This window comes from Aquisediminimonas profunda, from assembly GCF_019443285.1.
Taxonomy (GTDB): domain Bacteria; phylum Pseudomonadota; class Alphaproteobacteria; order Sphingomonadales; family Sphingomonadaceae; genus Aquisediminimonas; species Aquisediminimonas profunda.
In genome coordinates, this window is the sequence record NZ_CP080327.1 from 270,244 (window position 1) to 286,528 (window position 16,285).

A 16,285-nucleotide genomic window follows, 5' to 3' on the forward strand; every position below is an offset into this window, starting at 1 on the left:
CGCCTTCAGATGCACCAGACCGTCAGAAATCTTGCGATGCTCGGCAATCGGTCCAACTCTGGCCCTGTCAGCCCAACTCGGCTAATCAGCAACCATGACCAACATCCTCCTCACCGGCGCGTCGCGCGGGATTGGTGCGGCGATTGCCGCGCGGCTTTCAGGCGAAGGCATGACCCTTGTCGCCACCAGCAGTGCAGACGGCGATCTTGCCGATCCGGAGACACCTGCCCGGCTCTGGGCTTCGGCGCTTGACCGGCTTGACGGGCGGATCGACATACTGATCAACAATGCCGGGATTTTCGAGGCCAATCCGCTGGAGAGCGATGACTGGACGGCGAACTGGAACCGCACGATGCAGGTCAACCTGACAGCCTCGGCCGAACTGTGTCGCGCGGCCGTGCTCCATTGGCAGGCGCGCGGAAGTGGCGGGCGCATCGTCAATATCGCAAGCCGCGCCGCCCATCGCGGAGACAGCCCGGCGCACTGGCATTATGCCGCATCGAAAGGCGGCATGGTGTCGATGACCAAGACGATCGCCCGCGCCTATGCGGCCCAAGGGATCTATGCCTTTGCGATCTGCCCCGGCTTCACGATGACGGGCATGGCCGAGGATTATCTCGCCAGCCGCGGCGGGGACAAATTGCTGGCGGACATTCCGCTCGGCCGCGTGGCGATGCCGGAGGAAGTGGCGGAAATGGCCGCCTTCTGTGCATTGACGGCGCCGCCTTCAATGACGGGGGCGGTGCTTGACGTCAACGGTGCGAGCTACGTACGCTAAAACAGGTTGGATCGTCGCCCCTGCGCAGGCAGGGGCCTGTTTGACGCTTTGTCGAAAAACATTCCCAAGAGGCCCCTGCCTGCGCAGGGGCGATGTCGCAATAAATCTAGCGCAGAAACAACACAATCGAGAGGACGACACCGATCAGCACGATCGTGATGCGGAGCAGTTTTTCATTGATCCGGTTCAACACCATATTGCCGATTGCGCCGCCCAGCATTGCCCCGGCGCCAAGCACAACCGCTTTCAGCCAGACCACTTCCGGCGAAAAGAGGAACAGGCCGAGCGCCGCGACATTGATGATCGCGGCCAGAACATTCTTGGTGGCACTCGCCGCGCGGATCGCAAGCCCGGCCGCTGTCAGCACCGTCACGAGGATGATGCCGTTACCGCCACCGAAATAGCCGCCATAGATTGAGCTGAGGAACAGCCCGACCCCGGAAAGGAGCGGAGCGAGGGGCGCCCGCGGCTCCTTCGGTTTCGGGCCGAAGCTACCCCAGGCAAACAGTGCCGTTGCCGCAAGGATCAGCCAGGGGACCATGTCGGCAAAGACCCTGGTCGGGGTCAGCAGGATCAGCTGCGCGCCGACCAGCCCGCCCGCGATCGAAATCGCCAGCATGACCCAGACCGGCATTCCGGGCACGCCCTGGACCGCCTTGCGACCGCCCCAGCCTGTCGTGACTTGCCCGACAGAGAGAGCGACCGTCGACGTGATGTTGGCAACCCGCGCATCAAGGCCAGTGAAGATCAGGGCTGGCAGGGTGATGAACGAGCCGCCGCCCGCCACGGCATTCTGGATGCCTGCCCAGATGCCCGCCAATGCCAATAAGCCCCAGATCATGGAACGGCGCCTATGGCATTCCCTCAAGGGCAACAAGTCCGTAATGGGGCACGCCATGTCGAACAGCTGGAAACTGACCCTACCCTGCACCCGCGCCGAAGCCGAGGCGCTCGATGCGGATATCACCCCGCTCGCGCTGCTGGAGCCGCCGCCGTCGCTTGTCGTGCGCGAGCCAGACGAGGCCCGGCCCGACCATTGGGAACTCAATGCCTATTTCGAAGGCAAGCCAGACACGGCGAGCATTGCGCTCATCCAGTCACTCATCCCGAGTGCCGCGAAGGCACGGCCCAAGCTTGAAAATCTGCCGGATGAGGACTGGCTGACGATCAGTCAGGCCGGGCTCGAGCCGGTGCATGCCGGGCGCTTCTATGTCCATACATCCGCCCATGACGCACCCCCGCCTCCGGGGGCGAGGGCCTTCCTGATCGAGGCGAGCCAAGCCTTTGGGACAGGCGGGCATGAAACCACGCATGGCTGCCTCGAGATGCTCGACCGGATGAAGTCCCACGGCCTCCGCTTCGATCATATCGCGGATATCGGCACGGGAACGGGGCTGCTCGCCTTTGCCGCGTGCCACCTCTGGCCGCGCGCCAGATTGACGGCCTCCGACATCGATCCGGTGAGCATCGACGTCACGGCCGAAAATGCGTCCGTCAATGGCGTGCCCCTTGGCTTGGGGCGGGGGCAAGTCGCGCTGTGCGTCGCGCCGGGGACTGATCATGAATTGATCCTCCAGCGCGCGCCCTATGACCTGGTGATTGCCAACATCCTGGCGGGGCCCCTGATCGAACTCGCTCCGGCGCTCTCCGCAATCCTGCGGGACGGGGGCTCGCTCATCCTGGCCGGGCTTCTGGCAGGGCAGACCGACGCCGTGGCCGCGGCCTATCGCGCACACGGGTTGCGACTGGCGGAGCGGCAGGATCGCGGCGAATGGCCCTGCCTGCGTCTGACCAAGCGCAGCCGCTTCGGCTGGCAACGTCCGATTCGCAGCACCGGACGAACGAGCCAGCCGCCGGGCGATTTCGGCAGCTGGTAGGGGCTGCCCGTTCCCGCGACGCAGGCGCCTGAGCGAAGCACGCGCGGCGCCCTTCAGGAAGTCCCGCAAAGGCCGATTGTTTCGCGAACATTGGTGAAAGGATTTTGCCACGCTATGGAGGTGCAGCGGCGCATCGGGAGGCCGCTCCAGTCCGGATTGTTGAAGAATTCCGCGTTGACCGTTGGGGCAGCGTACAGCAGGGCTTTGCAGATCATGCCGAGGTCGCCCTGCGTCTCGGTGCCTGAAGGAGGATGGAATGACACTGGATCCGCATGATTGGGGTGCCGTACATGCAACGGCGCGGCGGATGGTCTATGACATGCTGCACTGGCAGGAAACGGTCAGAGAGCGTGCGCCCTGGCAGCCCGTGCCCCAGGACGTGAAGGACCGGCTTGATGAACCGGTTCCCCATGCCGGGTTGCCTCTCGACGAGGTCTATGACGCGTTTGTCCGAGACATACTGCCCTATCCGACGGGCAATGTTCATCCTCGTTTCTGGGGCTGGGTTATGGGCACAGGCTCCCCGACGGGAATGCTGGCCGAAATGTTGGCAGCGGGCATGAATGCCCATCTGGCGGGCTATGACCAGTCTGCGTCCCTCATCGAGAAGAAGGTATTATCCTGGCTCACGGAATTGATGGGCTTTCCTGAAACCGCCAGTGGCGTTCTGGTGAGCGGCGGCACCGCCGCCAATCTGAACGGTCTTTTGGCGGCTCGTGTGGCAAAGGCAGGCTGGAATATACGCGAAGAGGGGCTCCACGCCGGACCACCGCTGGTTGTCTATGGCAGCAGTGAGACACACAGCTGGGCGCGCAAGGCGTGCGAAACCATGGGCATGGGGCGCAAGGCCTTCAACGCGATTGCGGTCGATACCGAGTATCGGCTCGATCTTGCGGCTTGCCGATCCGCGATCCTGACGGACATCGCGTCGGGGCTGCGGCCAATCGCCATCATCGGCAATGCCGGTACCGTCAATACAGCGGCCGTGGATGATCTTAACGGGATCCGGACATTGGCCGATGAATTCGGGTTGTGGTTTCACGTGGATGGCGCCTTTGGATCAATGGCAGCCTGGTCGGCCAGTCGCGATCTTGTTGCTGGCCAAGAGCTAGCCGATTCGATTGCGTTCGATCTGCACAAATGGGGATACATGCCTTATGAAGTCGGGGTAGTGCTTACCCGCGATAGCGAAGCCCAGCTGGCCGCTTTTCAGCCAGTCGCGGGCACGGCGGCCTATTTGCAATCGTCGCAAAAGGGCATTTCGGCCGATACAACCTATTTTGCAGATCGCGGATTGCAGCTTTCGCGCGGATTCCGTGCACTCAAAGTCTGGATGTCGATGAAGGAGCAAGGCGCTGACCGCATCGGGCACGCGATTCAGGACAACATTGACCAGGCGCACTACCTTGGCCGGCGGGTCGAAGCCACCGCCGCGCTGGAGCTGCTCGCCCCTGTCTCGATGAACATCGTGTGCTTTCGCTATGCGCCAGAAGGAGTGCCGGAGGCGCGACTAAACCTGCTCAATCAAGCAATCCTGACCGAACTGCAGGTGCGTGGCATTGCCGTCCCATCGCAGACGGTTCTGGCCAATCGCTTCGCAATCCGTGTCTGCATTTCGAATCATCGAACCGAACTCGATGATCTCGATGCTCTGGTCGATGCAGTGTTGGAGATCGGTGCAGAGCTTGCGGCTGGTCAGGATTTGCCTTGAGGGTTGCCTGGGATCGCACGACCTGGTCGCCTAGTCGCCCGGCCCTCGCAAGGGGCCCTGCCTGCGCAGGGGCGACGACCAATTACGCCGCTTTGACCTTGGCATAGTCTTGCGTTCCACGCGTGATCACCCGATCATCGGGCAATATGTCCGCAATCGCGATATCGGGCAGGGATTCCAGGCGGTCATAGAGCGGGCCAAAATCCGTCTCGACCGTGACCTTGAGCAAATGTTCGAGACTGGGGATGACAAAATAATTCTGCTGGAAATCGTCGATCCGGTATTCTGTCCGCATCATCCTTAACAGGTCGAAGCCGATCCGGTTGGGGCTCGGGCTATCAAGCGCAAAGACGCTTTCGCCATAGCTGGACACAATTCCCGCACCGTAGATGCGCAAGGCGCCCGCTTCCTCGATCAGGCCGAATTCGACCGTATACCAATAGAGCCGCGCCAGCTTGTGCAGCGCGCCGAAGCCCAGCGAGCGCAGCCCGCCCTTGCCATAGGCGACCATATAATCCGCAAACACCGGGTCGGCGAGCATCGGGACATGTCCGAACACGTCATGGAAGACGTCCGGTTCCTTAAGATAATCGAGCTGGTCGGGGCGACGGATGAAATTGCCCGCCGGGAAGCGACGGTTGGCAAGATGATTGAAAAACACGTCGTCGGGAACCAGGCCCGGCACGGCTACGACCTGCCACCCCGTAGCGGCCATCAGGGTTGCATTGAGCTCTCGATAATCGGGAATGCCCGGGCGGCTAAGCTTCAGGACATCGATCCCGCGCAGGAACGCACTTGCCGCACGACCCGGCAACATCGCGCACTGACGCGCGAACAGCCGATCCCACATGGCGTGCTCATCAGCGCTGAACGCATCCCAGTCCTGCGGGATCGTCCAGTCGGGCGCGGCTCCGGGCGGCGGCACATCATGGACATGTTCAAACATGGGCAGAGACTACCAGTCTCATGTCATTGCGTCCATCCGCATGACCATTCCATACAAGACTCCCCGGGTCCGATATGTTAACCGGTCACATGCAAAACAGAGGCTGTGATGAGAAGCACAGCCCGAGGGCTCTTCCCTGCGCTATGCAGGCCCGAGGAGATGACGATGCGATCGATCTATACTTTAATCCTGTCGGCTACCCTGTGCAGCGTCGAACCATTCGGTGCGGCATTGGCCAAGCAGGCTTCGACAGAGGTTGAGACCCCAGCCACTGCAAACGCAGCGACGATCATGGCCTACAAGCGCGATCCGTTGGCCATCTATGACGACACGGGCAGCAAGCTGCGCGACATTCCCCAAAAGGACATGCCGAAGGCCCAGTCACCCGCTGCACGCGTTGTTGGCACGAAGCCGGGATTTGTTGCCATCATGCTTGCGGGCAAGCCGGTGTGGCTGCGTCTCACGATGGTTGACTATGTGGGTGATCTGCCGACGCCCCCGTGTGACAAGGTTGCCGTGCAAATGGCCATGAACGAGGAAGAAGGGGTCGAACGATCGCTCGGCCTGGGCTGCGGCAAGCCAAAGGCAAAATAGGCCGTGATCATGCGCAAGGAATGACGATGGCTCCGATCATCCGCTTCCTGACTGCCAGCCTGCTTGCCGGGGCAAGCATGATGTCTGCCGCCCCCCTGTCTGCACAAGCACCGACCTGCCGCGCGCCAGCCGCAGGATCACTGCCCAAGCCCGCCAAGGTTCCCAAGAAGGATCGCGGAAAATTCTCGGTCGAAGCCGCGCCACGCCTGTCCACATTGGTGGCTCAGGCGATTTGCGACTCTGAAGCAAAGATGGTCGCCGACAGGAACACGATGCCGCAAGGAGCGGCGCTTGGCATTTCGAACCAGGTGCTCAACACGGCGGCCGGGCGCCTCGAACTCATGGCACTGCCCGGAGTAGAGAGCGAACTGCAAAAGGCGCTCGCTGCGTTTGCGCGAAGCTGGCCCTATGCACAGTTGCCACGGCAACCCCGCATCCTGTTTCGCGCAAGCGATTCCTATGATGCCTATGCTCTGCCGGACAATACAATCGTCATGTCGACCGGCATTCTCCAGGCAGCGGACTCGGATTCGGAAGTCCTGTTCGTGCTGGCGCATGAATATGCGCACCTGTTGCTGGGACACCATTTGTCGCCAACTGTAAACAGCGGCGGGAACGCGCAATTGCTGGGCGCCGTTTCGACTGTCTATGTTGCAGGGTCGCTCGTATCCCAATTGCGCTCCAGCCGGGGATCCCTGTCGGCAATGGATGTAAACAGGGTCGATGACGCAACCAGAAGAGCCGCGACGCTTACCGAATCGCTGCGCTTTGCCCTGGACGACATCTTCACGCCCAGCTGGAGCCATGAACAGGAAGACGAGGCCGATGCCGTCGCGCTGGACCTGCTCATCCGGTCCAACAGCAGTATCGACAGTTACGCGAACGTCTTTGCCCGACTGCAAAAAATGATGGATCAGCAAACTGCTTCCCGCGCGAAGGGTAAGGCCACGGCCGAAAGCTCGCAGAAGGCGCTGGAGGCATCGTTGAAGCAAATCGGGTCCCTGCAATTGCTGGGAGCGGTCACCTCTGGCAGCACGCGCGGTCTTGCCTGGATGGGCGGCAAGCTTGCCCTGGGGCTAGGCGCGTCCGCGCTCTCGAACTCGGCGAATGCGATCCCAAAGGACACGCACTTGCCCCCCGAGGAGCGCCGCAAGGGGCTCGCCGCCTATTTCCAGGCGGGCTATCCGACAGCAGACCCGCCGATCGACACAGGCGCCATGGTCAAGCGATACAAGGCCCTGCCAGACTACAAGCGCGCGATTGCGCTCAAGGACACATATCTGAAGGCGCGGCAGGCCTATTTCTCGATGGATTTCACCGGGGCGATCACCCTGCTCAAGGGAATAGGGGCAGGGACGAAGACGGCGCCGACCTTTGTCAACTTCATGGCCGCGCTGGCAGCGCGCGACATGGGCAACAGTACGCAGGCCAAGCTCTACTATGAGGCCGCACGAACGGGGACTGGCGTCCCCAATGTGCAAGTGTTCGAAAGCTATGCAGAAGCGCGGATTGCCGACCGCGACTTTGCCGGATCACAGATCGTGCTCAACGATGCCCTCAACCGTTTTCGCGATGCAGATCATTTCCGCAGTATCGCGATCGAGCGTTCGGTTGCGGAAGGCAATGATGCCCTGGCGTCGAGCGACTATTCCTCCTGCCAGCAGGTCAAGGGCCGCGACTATATCCCAGCACGTTGCAAGGCGGCCTATCCGCAGGCTGCGGCCGCAGAGACAACGAAAAAGCCACGGATCCGGATCCCTGGCCTGCCCTTCTGAGCGCAATTGACAGCGGGACCCCTGCGCCCGACTGTTGCAGCCATGAACCGATGGTTTTCCGCATTGCTCCTGATGGGCACCAGTGCCGGCCCATGCGGCGCACAGGCAATCAACAGTCCAGCAACGCTTGAGGCACTGACGGACCAGATTGAAACGGCAACGGCGAAGCACCGCTGGACGGATGCAATCCTGCTCGGTCAAAAGGCGCTGGCCATTGAGGAGGCGACCAAGGGCCAGAACGATCCCGAAGTTGGCGGCACATTGATGCTGATCGCGGGCTGGATGCGCGAGCTTGATCGCAATGCAGAAGCTGAGCCGCTGTTGCGCCGCTCGCTCCAGATCTTCGAGCAAAACTACGGCAAGGCCAATGCGTTTTCGATTTCCGCTTCCAACAATCTTGCCGCCACACTTGAGGCCCTTGGTCGGCTCGACGATGCGAACAAACTATATACGCGCACGCTGGACACAATGGTGCAACGTTATGGTCCGTCGCACCGGCTGACTGCAATCAGCACCAACAACCTGGCGTTCAACCTTGCCCGGCAGGGTCGCTATCAGGACGCGCAGCCGCTCTATGACAGGGCGTTGAAGATCGGCCGGGCAACGATGGACGATGACGATCCCGAACTTGCCCGGATTGAAAACAATGTTGCGAGCAACCTCACTGCACGTGGCCGCTACCTGCAAGCCGAACCGCTCTACAACCACGCCCTGAAGATTCGTCTTGCCGTCCTGGGTCCCGACGATCCGGATGTTGCGACAAGCTACAACAGCCTCGCATTCAACCTCTCGGCCCAGGGGCGACATGAAGATGCCGCGCCCCTTTTTGCGCGCGCCCTGGCCATCCGGGAGAAAATCAGCACCGAGGACCGGCGTGCTGCCACGAGCTACAACAATGTCGCCCACAACCTCAATGCGCGCGGGCGGCTGGCAGAGGCTGCACCCCTCTATGCACGGGCCTTGGCCATCTGGCAGAGACTCTATGGCGAAAAGAATGCCTTGACGGCGATTGGCCTCAGCAATGTGGCGACCAACCTTGAGGCCCAGGGCAGGATCGCCGACGCCCAGCCGTTGTTCGAGAGGGCGCTGAAGGCAAGGCTGGCCGTGCTCAACCCCAACCATCCGGACGTTGCGGGCAGTTATTTCAAACTGGCCCATAATTTTCGCCTGCAGGGCAAGTTCACGGATGCCGAGCCGAATTACCAGCGGGCCATTGGAATCCGGCGGAAAGTGCTTGGGCCGCTTCATCCTGATCTCGCTCTCGCGCTGGCAGATTATGCGGAACTGGCCCTCGACATGGGCCCCACGCGCAGCGCCGATGCGCTGAAACTCTCCCGTGAGGCCGCCAGCATCGCCCGCACCCGCCGAAATCAGAGCCTCAGTGGGGAAGCAGCGGGCGATAGCGGCGCCGAACAACAGGCACTGGCACGCGCGCAAGGCGCCGATGCAGGCCGGATCGATCCGCTGGCACGCAGTTTCGGCACACTCCTCGAGTCGGACTGGATGCGCGCCGGTGCCACTGCGAATGAGGCCGAGATGCTGAAAGCCGAGGGTTTTGAAGCCGCACAGGATATGGAAACCTCGGTCGCTGCGCTGACCATGGCACAGACCGCGGCACGCACGGCAGCCGGCACCGGCCCGCTGACCGAGCTGGTCCGCCAGCAGCAGGACCTGTCGGCCAAGGGTCGCGAGCTCGATCATCGGCTGCTTTCGGCTCTCGCGACGGGAAACCAGCCGGAGGCGGACAGGCTGCGGACCGAAATCCAGCAAACAGGTGAAGCCCTGTCTGCCGCAGATGGGGCACTGCGCCGCCAATTCCCGGATTATGCCGAACTCGTCCAGCCGCGCGCCCTGTCCGTGGCGGATACCCGCAACCGGCTTTCCGGCGATGAGGCGCTCTTGCTGATCGTTCCGGTTGGCGATGACATTTTCAGCTTCGGAATTTCGAAGGACAAGGTCAGCTGGAACCGTGCAACCGGCAAGACAGCGAGTGCGATCAAGGCCATCGGGCTTTTGAGATGCCAGATCGATCCGGGGCCCTGCGCCGCGTCCCTGAGCGAGGCAGAACTCACCGCAGGTGCGCCACCCAACTCCCCTTTCCTCGCCGACCAGTTGGCAGCGTATGACCGAGCGCGCGCCTACGCACTTTACCGCGATCTTGTTGCGCCCGTGGAGTCTGCCTTTGCCGGAAAGGCGAAACTGTTCGTGACGGTGACCGGCGGCTTGAGTGGCCTGCCGCTCGGTGTGCTGATCACCGAGCCACCGAAAGCGGGAGAAGACGGCGCGGACCCCTCAGTCCTTGCAAACTCGGCCTGGCTTTCGGATCGCTATGCCATAATTGGCCTGCCCTCTGTTTCAGTCTTGCGCGCCGTCAAGCGAAAGCCCGTGGCAAGCCGCGCCGGGGAAACGTTTATTGGCTATGGCGCACCCGTCCTTGGCGGTGCTGCCGCCGGAAAGAACACGCCAGCGGGAACGCGCGTCTTCCACGCTGCCGACAATGATGGGGCAACCCTGGCTGACCCTGATGTCCTCCGCCAGCTTGCGCCCTTGCCCGGCACGGCGCGTGAGCTTTCTGCAATGGCCGCTGTGTTCAAGGCTCCTCCCAGCGACATTCGGACTGGTGCGTCGGCAACGGAAACTGCGGTGCGCTCCGATGCAAACCTGGCGCAGGCGCGCGTCGTTGCCTTCGCGACACACGGCATCCTTCCAAGGGAAGTCTCGGGGATCGAGGAGCCGGGACTGGTCTTCACCCCGCCTGCACTGGCCAGTGCAGCAGACGATGGCCTGCTTGCCGCTTCTGAAGTGGCTCGGCTCACGCTTGTTGCGGACTGGGTGCTGCTTTCTGCCTGCAATACGGCGTCATCAGACGGCACACCCGGAGCGGACAGCCTGTCGAGCCTTGCACGCTCATTTCTCTATGCGGGAGCCTCTGCCTTGCTGGCGAGCAACTGGCGCGTTTCCGACGAGGCGACCGCAGCGCTGACAGTTGAAACGCTCTCCAGCCGGTCCAGCAACGGAATTACGCGGGCCGAAGCCCTGCAACGTGCCATGCGGGCGGTGCGCACGGGCAAGCGTGCCGACGGCACGGCCATTCCCGGCTGGAATGAAAGCTGGGCCCACCCGGCCGCTTGGGGGGCTTTCACCGTGATCTCGAACGAAGACCGCTAGGCCCTCAGGCGATCATGCCCATGATGACAATGAACCAGCAGACAAAGCTGACGCCGAAGAAGGCCATATCGGTCAATGGCTCCTTTGAGGCTGGAGGTGCCTGACGCTGAACCACATGACTCCGACGAAACGGGTGACGTGCGGCTTCGCTGGTCAGGACAAGTGCTCTTCTCATTGGAAGAGGTGTTAAGGTTTTGTTGACCATAAAGGCCAGCGACAAAGCTGGTTAATGGAACGTCGTGCCGGAGCGGGACAGAATCTAGACCGAATTCTTGAGACGCAAGCTGCGGCGTATGATGAGCCACGGTGCCCAACGCGCAGCAAAGGCGATATTCTTGGCCGTCTTGCCGACCACTGTGTGGACTTTCTTGCCATGGGCTGCATCCCATACCGCCTGAGCGACGGTTTCAACCGGCGTGAATTCAAGACCGGCTTCCTTCACGCCTTCGCGTGCCGTCCGGTTGGATCCGGCAGCGGTGATGTCCAGCAAAGGCGTATCGATAAAGCTTGGCATGATCGAACGCACCTTGATGCCATGTTCGGCCCATTCGAGATTGAGCCCTTCGGTCAGCCCGCGCACAGCAAACTTGGTCGCGGAATAGGTGACAAGGCCCGGCGAACCATAAAGGCCGGCGGCCGAACAGGTGTTGACGAGGCAGGAACCGGGCGTCTGCTTCAGATAGTCGAGACCTGCTTCCGCACCATGCAGGACGCCCTTGAAGTTGATATCGACCAGCAGGTCATTGTCTTCGGGCGAAGTCGCCTCGAACAGGCCGCCGCGTGCAATGCCGGCATTATTGAACAATATGTCGAGCCTGCCGCCCGAGGCGTCCCAGAATTCGGCCAGTGTGGTTTCCCATTGCCTGCGGTCCCGCACGTCCATGACATAGGTTGCGGATTGCCCTGCAGGCAGAAGTGCCGCTGTTTCGGCAAGGCCCGCCTTGTTGATATCGGCAAGGCCGACGAACCAGCCACGCCCGGCAAAAAACTGGGCCGTCGCCCGACCGATGCCCGAGCCGCCGCCTGTGATGAAAATCGCCTTGCGCGTGACCATGATACAGACCTTCTTGCTTCGCTCTTTATCTCTGGTCATTGAACCGCGATGCCATCCCGTTTCAAGCCCCGACCGCGCTTTTTCTTATCTCAGGGGCTGGCCGGGGATTTGCGCTTTGTTCAACCTTTGCCAATAAGGCGCCACTCATGAGCGAAAAATTCCCCATTCTTGTGACCGGCGGCGCCGGTTATATCGGCAGCCACGCTGTTCTGGCCCTGCGCGACGCGGGCTGGCCTGTCGTCGTGATCGACAATCTCGTCACCGGCTTTCGCTGGGCCGTTCCCGAAGGCGTCGGCTTTGTTGAAGCAGATATCGGCGATGCCCAAGCCGTTTCGGCAGCACTCACTGCCCATCAGATCGGTGCGATCATGCATTTTGCCGGATCGGTCGTCGTGCCGGAATCGGTCGAGGATCCGCTCAAATATTATCGTAACAACACAGCGAACAGCCGGACTCTGCTCGAAGCTGCAGTGACATGCGGTGTGCGCCATTTCATCTTTTCCTCGACGGCTGCAACCTACGGCATTGCGGAGACGATTCCCGTTCGCGAAGACAGCCCGAAGCGGCCGATCAACCCCTATGGCATGTCCAAGCTGATGACCGAATTCATGCTTGCCGATGTCGCCGCGGCACACCCGATCAACTATTGTGCACTCCGCTATTTCAATGTGGCTGGTGCCGACCCGCAGCAGCGCACCGGACAATCGACGGCCGGCGCCACGCATCTCATCAAGGTTGCTGTCGAAGCGGCGACCGGCAAGCGCGACCATGTCACGATTTTCGGAACCGATTTCGCGACGCCCGACGGAACCGGCGTGCGTGACTATATCCATGTGTCCGATCTTGCCGCAGCCCATGTCCATGCACTCGAAAAGCTCATCGCAGACCCCGCGTCGAGCCACACAATGAACTGCGGCTATGGCAAAGGCTTTTCGGTGAGCGAAGTGCTCGATGCAGTCGACCGGGCGACCAACCTCAAGATCGAACGCCGCTTCGAGGGACGCCGCGCGGGCGATCCGGATGCCCTGATTGCCGACAACAGCAAGATTCTTGCAACCCTTCCCTGGCGTCCGCAGCGCGATAATCTGGACCTGATGGTGAAGGATGCCCTTGCCTGGGAACGGGTCCTGGCCGAACGCGGCAAATAGGCCTTTCCAAGGCCGTTGCACCTCGGGCATGAGGCAGGCCATGAACCCGGAACTGTCCTTCATCGACCAGCTGCGTTCCATCGCCACGCACCCCGCGGCCCGGGGTCTGCTCGACGATGCGGCTGTCCTTGACCTTGGCGGCACCCGACTCGTCCTGACGCTCGACACGCTGGTTGAAGGCGTCCACTACCTGCCAGAAGACCCTGCCGAAACCGTCGCATGGAAACTCGTTGCAGCAAACGTGTCCGATCTGGCGGCCAAGGGCGCAAAGCCGCTCGCAGCCCTCTCGTCCTACACGCTGACGGGCGATGCAACCTGGGATAGGTGCTTCATCACGGGTCTCGGCGAAGCGCTTGACCATTTCGGCATTGCCCTGATCGGCGGCGATACGGTTTCGGCCCGCGAACGCTCGATCGGGCTGACGCTGATCGGAGAAACTGACGGACTTGTGCCCTCCCGCAGCGGTGCCCACGAAGGAGACGCCCTGTTCGTGACCGGCGTGATCGGCGATGCGGGCCTTGGCCTGGCAATCGCGCGCGGGGAGATGGCGGGCGCAGCCTCGCTGCTCGGCGCCTACCGCACGCCCGTCCCGCAGCTGGCTGCAGGAATGGCACTGGCACCCACGGTCAGTGCCATGATGGACGTGTCCGACGGGCTGCTGATTGACGCGCTGCGGCTGGCGGATGCCAGTGGGGTTGCCGCAATGATAGATCTTGATGCTGTTCCGCTTTCCGCAGAATTCCGCGACTGTCGTGGAGATGATCGCGCAGCGCGGCTGATGGCGGCAACGGCCGGAGATGATTACCAGCTGCTCTTTGCGTCTGCCCGCCCGCTTCCCTCACTACCCTGCCCTGCCACCCGGATCGGGCAAATCGTGCGCGGCTCGGGCATCCATCTGCACGACCGTGACGGCGCCGTGCCGCTGCCCATGAAGCTTGGCTGGCTTCATCAATAGCCACACTGTCAGCGCCGAAAGCCTTGCCTTTGCGCGCAAAGCCCCTCTATAGCCCCGCCCGGATCCCGCAAACGGGAGGCTACAGCCTTTCGGGATCGTTCAATTCGCTGGGGGAAAGGGAATACCCTTATGTCAATCGTTACCATTGCAATCCTGTGTGGATTGCTTGCCGTTGTGTACGGCATCGTTACCAGCCGCCAGGTGCTTGGCGCTTCGGCCGGCAACGAAAAGATGCAGGAAATCGCCGCTGCAATCCAGGAAGGCGCTGGCGCCTATCTCGGGCGGCAGTATCGCACGATCGCCGTTGTCGGCCTGGTCGTGGCAGTTCTCGTTGCCTATTTTCTCGGCCCGCTTTCGGCCATAGGCTTTGTGCTTGGTTCGGTCCTTTCGGGCGCGACCGGCTTTATCGGGATGAACATCTCGGTGCGTGCCAACGTCCGGACGGCAGCCGCAGCCCAGGTGGGCCTGCAGGAAGGCCTGACCATGGCATTCCGCGCAGGCGCGATCACGGGCATGCTCGTGGCAGGTCTTGCCCTGCTCGCGATCTCGGTCTTCTTCTGGTATCTGACGGGCCCTGCCGGCCATGCCCCGAATGACCGCATCGTCGTCGATGCGCTTGTCGCGCTGGCCTTTGGTGCGTCGCTCATTTCCATCTTCGCCCGTCTCGGCGGCGGCATCTTCACCAAGGCTGCCGACGTCGGCGCCGACCTCGTCGGCAAGGTCGAGGCCGGAATTCCAGAGGACGATCCCCGCAACCCGGCAGTTATTGCAGACAATGTTGGTGACAATGTGGGCGACTGCGCCGGCATGGCCGCCGACCTGTTCGAAACCTATGTCGTGACCATTGGCGCAACGATGGTTCTGCTCGCGCTCCTCGTGAAGGGCGCGGACAATATCCTCGGCCTGATGAGCCTGCCGCTCCTGATCGGCGGCGTCTGCGTCATCACCTCGATCATCGGCACCTATTTCGTCCGTCTCGGCGGCGGAAAGAACATCATGGGCGCCATGTACAAGGGCTTCCTTGTGACGGCCGTGCTTTCGGCGATCGCAATGTACCCGGTGATCCAATATGCCCTGGGCGACATGGAAACGGTGATCGGTGCCAATCTTGATGGCACAGGTGGATTTACCGGCCGGATGCTGTTCTATTGCTCGCTGCTCGGCCTTGTCATTACGGGCCTGATCATCTGGATCACCGAATATTACACGGGCACCAACTATCGCCCGGTGCGTTCGATCGCCAAGGCTTCGGAAACGGGCCATGGCACCAACGTGATCCAGGGTCTCGCGATCAGCCTTGAATCGACGGCATTGCCTACACTGGTGATCTGCGCGGGCATCATCATTGCATATCAGTTGGCTGGCCTGATCGGCATTGCCTTCTCTGCAACGGCGATGCTGGCACTCGCCGGCATGGTCGTGGCGCTCGATGCCTATGGTCCTGTCACCGACAATGCCGGCGGCATTGCCGAAATGGCCGGGCTCGATGACTCGGTCCGTGAAAAGACCGACGCGCTTGACGCCGTGGGCAACACCACAAAGGCTGTGACCAAGGGCTATGCCATTGGCTCGGCCGGTCTTGCAGCACTCGTCCTGTTTGCAGCCTACACCACCGACCTTCGGGAATTCTTCCCCGATCTCCAGGTCAATTTCAGCCTTGAGAACCCCTATGTCATCGTCGGGCTCCTGCTCGGCGCGCTGCTCCCGTACCTGTTCGGTGCGATGGGCATGACGGCCGTGGGTCGTGCTGCGGGTGAAGTGGTGAAGGACGTCCGGGACCAGTTCGCAAAGAACCCCGGTATCATGACCTATGAAACCAAGCCGAACTATGCCCGCACGGTCGATCTCGTCACCAAGGCGGCGATCCGCGAAATGATCATTCCATCGCTGCTGCCTGTGCTGGCACCGATCCTGGTCTATTTCGTGATCACGGCTGTTGCAGGGCAGGATAACGGCTTTGCAGCGCTCGGTGCGCTTCTTCTTGGCGTGATCGTCGGCGGCCTGTTCGTCGCCATCTCGATGACGTCGGGCGGCGGTGCCTGGGACAATGCGAAGAAGTTCATCGAAGACGGCAACCACGGCGGCAAGGGCTCGGAAGCCCACAAGGCAGCCGTGACCGGCGATACGGTTGGCGATCCCTACAAGGATACAGCCGGCCCGGCCGTCAACCCGATGATCAAGATCACGAACATCGTGGCGCTCCTGCTGCTCGCAGCACTGGCGCATGGCGCGATGTAAGCCGATCACATCACCAAGGTCTGAAAGCCCCGTCCGGAGAC

14 protein-coding genes are annotated in these 16,285 nt (G+C 61.8%); 10 read left to right on the plus strand and 4 right to left on the minus strand.

The genetic code is table 11. The features are described from left to right. Positions 1–94 precede the first annotated feature (94 nt). Positions 95–778, plus strand: a complete 684-nt coding sequence (locus K0O24_RS01380; protein WP_219894058.1) for an SDR family NAD(P)-dependent oxidoreductase — start codon at positions 95–97, stop codon at positions 776–778. A 106-nt stretch (positions 779–884) separates the two neighbouring features. On the opposite strand, the gene K0O24_RS01385 is transcribed toward K0O24_RS01380, so the two are convergent. After that, positions 885–1,619, minus strand: coding sequence for a sulfite exporter TauE/SafE family protein (locus K0O24_RS01385; RefSeq protein ID WP_219894059.1), 735 nt, complete (start codon positions 1,617–1,619; stop codon positions 885–887). 43 nt (positions 1,620–1,662) lie between these two features. Between K0O24_RS01385 and K0O24_RS01390 the strand changes: the two genes are divergently transcribed. From K0O24_RS01390 to K0O24_RS01400, 3 genes are all read left to right on the plus strand, one after another. Further along, positions 1,663–2,655, plus strand: coding sequence for a 50S ribosomal protein L11 methyltransferase (locus K0O24_RS01390; protein WP_219895415.1), 993 nt, complete (start codon positions 1,663–1,665; stop codon positions 2,653–2,655). Between the two features lie 104 nt (positions 2,656–2,759). Further along, positions 2,760–2,900, plus strand: coding sequence for a hypothetical protein (locus tag K0O24_RS01395; RefSeq protein WP_219894060.1), 141 nt, complete (start codon positions 2,760–2,762; stop codon positions 2,898–2,900). A gap of 11 nt (positions 2,901–2,911) precedes the next feature. Then, positions 2,912–4,366: a pyridoxal phosphate-dependent decarboxylase family protein gene (locus K0O24_RS01400; protein ID WP_219894061.1), complete on the plus strand. Its 1,455-nt coding sequence runs from the start codon at positions 2,912–2,914 to the stop codon at positions 4,364–4,366. An 82-nt stretch (positions 4,367–4,448) separates the two neighbouring features. Here the strand turns inward: K0O24_RS01400 and phhA are convergent, their stop codons facing one another. Beyond that, the gene (phhA, locus tag K0O24_RS01405) at positions 4,449–5,312 is read right to left on the minus strand and encodes a phenylalanine 4-monooxygenase (RefSeq protein ID WP_219894062.1); all 864 of its coding nucleotides are present in this window, start codon (positions 5,310–5,312) and stop codon (positions 4,449–4,451) included. A 165-nt stretch (positions 5,313–5,477) separates the two neighbouring features. On the opposite strand from phhA, the gene K0O24_RS01410 reads away from it, so the two are divergent. Genes K0O24_RS01410 through K0O24_RS01420 form a run of 3 tightly spaced genes read left to right on the plus strand, consistent with a single transcriptional unit; the run spans position 5,478 to position 10,849 of the window. Then, positions 5,478–5,906 carry a hypothetical protein gene (locus K0O24_RS01410; protein ID WP_246611090.1) on the plus strand — a complete coding sequence of 143 codons (429 nt, stop codon included), beginning with the start codon at positions 5,478–5,480 and terminating at the stop codon, positions 5,904–5,906. A 26-nt stretch (positions 5,907–5,932) separates the two neighbouring features. Beyond that, positions 5,933–7,681 carry a M48 family metalloprotease gene (locus tag K0O24_RS01415; RefSeq protein WP_219894063.1) on the plus strand — a complete coding sequence of 583 codons (1,749 nt, stop codon included), beginning with the start codon at positions 5,933–5,935 and terminating at the stop codon, positions 7,679–7,681. 42 nt (positions 7,682–7,723) lie between these two features. Further along, on the plus strand, positions 7,724–10,849 hold the full coding sequence (locus K0O24_RS01420; RefSeq protein ID WP_219894064.1) for a CHAT domain-containing protein: 3,126 nt from the start codon (positions 7,724–7,726) through the stop codon (positions 10,847–10,849). Between the two features lie 4 nt (positions 10,850–10,853). On the opposite strand, the gene K0O24_RS01425 is transcribed toward K0O24_RS01420, so the two are convergent. Continuing rightward, on the minus strand, positions 10,854–11,024 hold the full coding sequence (locus tag K0O24_RS01425) for a hypothetical protein (protein WP_219894065.1): 171 nt from the start codon (positions 11,022–11,024) through the stop codon (positions 10,854–10,856). Between the two features lie 84 nt (positions 11,025–11,108). Then, positions 11,109–11,942 (minus strand): SDR family oxidoreductase, encoded by an 834-nt coding sequence (locus tag K0O24_RS01430; RefSeq protein ID WP_246611091.1) that lies wholly within the window; start codon positions 11,940–11,942, stop codon positions 11,109–11,111. A gap of 107 nt (positions 11,943–12,049) precedes the next feature. Between K0O24_RS01430 and galE the strand changes: the two genes are divergently transcribed. The 3 genes from galE to K0O24_RS01445 all read left to right on the plus strand — a co-directional run bounded on the left by galE (position 12,050) and on the right by K0O24_RS01445 (position 16,244). Then, positions 12,050–13,051, plus strand: a complete 1,002-nt coding sequence (gene galE, locus K0O24_RS01435; RefSeq protein WP_219894066.1) for a UDP-glucose 4-epimerase GalE — start codon at positions 12,050–12,052, stop codon at positions 13,049–13,051. 40 nt (positions 13,052–13,091) lie between these two features. Then, positions 13,092–14,006 (plus strand): thiamine-phosphate kinase, encoded by a 915-nt coding sequence (gene thiL, locus K0O24_RS01440; RefSeq protein ID WP_219894067.1) that lies wholly within the window; start codon positions 13,092–13,094, stop codon positions 14,004–14,006. Positions 14,007–14,135: 129 nt separating this feature from the next. Further along, positions 14,136–16,244: a sodium-translocating pyrophosphatase gene (locus K0O24_RS01445; RefSeq protein WP_219894068.1), complete on the plus strand. Its 2,109-nt coding sequence runs from the start codon at positions 14,136–14,138 to the stop codon at positions 16,242–16,244. Positions 16,245–16,285 lie beyond the last annotated feature (41 nt).

What these genes read in the sequence shown, in the direction of transcription:
- K0O24_RS01380 (WP_219894058.1), top strand. Translation starts at nt 95, where the DNA reads ATGACCAACATCCTCCTCACCGGCGCGTCGCGCGGGATTGGTGCGGCG.
- K0O24_RS01385 (WP_219894059.1), bottom strand. Translation starts at nt 1,619, where the DNA reads ATGATCTGGGGCTTATTGGCATTGGCGGGCATCTGGGCAGGCATCCAG.
- K0O24_RS01390 (WP_219895415.1), top strand. Translation starts at nt 1,663, where the DNA reads ATGGGGCACGCCATGTCGAACAGCTGGAAACTGACCCTACCCTGCACC.
- K0O24_RS01400 (WP_219894061.1), top strand. Translation starts at nt 2,912, where the DNA reads ATGACACTGGATCCGCATGATTGGGGTGCCGTACATGCAACGGCGCGG.
- phhA (WP_219894062.1), bottom strand. Translation starts at nt 5,312, where the DNA reads ATGTTTGAACATGTCCATGATGTGCCGCCGCCCGGAGCCGCGCCCGAC.
- K0O24_RS01410 (WP_246611090.1), top strand. Translation starts at nt 5,478, where the DNA reads ATGCGATCGATCTATACTTTAATCCTGTCGGCTACCCTGTGCAGCGTC.
- K0O24_RS01415 (WP_219894063.1), top strand. Translation starts at nt 5,933, where the DNA reads ATGGCTCCGATCATCCGCTTCCTGACTGCCAGCCTGCTTGCCGGGGCA.
- K0O24_RS01420 (WP_219894064.1), top strand. Translation starts at nt 7,724, where the DNA reads ATGAACCGATGGTTTTCCGCATTGCTCCTGATGGGCACCAGTGCCGGC.
- K0O24_RS01425 (WP_219894065.1), bottom strand. Translation starts at nt 11,024, where the DNA reads ATGAGAAGAGCACTTGTCCTGACCAGCGAAGCCGCACGTCACCCGTTT.
- K0O24_RS01430 (WP_246611091.1), bottom strand. Translation starts at nt 11,942, where the DNA reads ATGACCAGAGATAAAGAGCGAAGCAAGAAGGTCTGTATCATGGTCACG.
- galE (WP_219894066.1), top strand. Translation starts at nt 12,050, where the DNA reads ATGAGCGAAAAATTCCCCATTCTTGTGACCGGCGGCGCCGGTTATATC.
- thiL (WP_219894067.1), top strand. Translation starts at nt 13,092, where the DNA reads ATGAACCCGGAACTGTCCTTCATCGACCAGCTGCGTTCCATCGCCACG.
- K0O24_RS01445 (WP_219894068.1), top strand. Translation starts at nt 14,136, where the DNA reads ATGTCAATCGTTACCATTGCAATCCTGTGTGGATTGCTTGCCGTTGTG.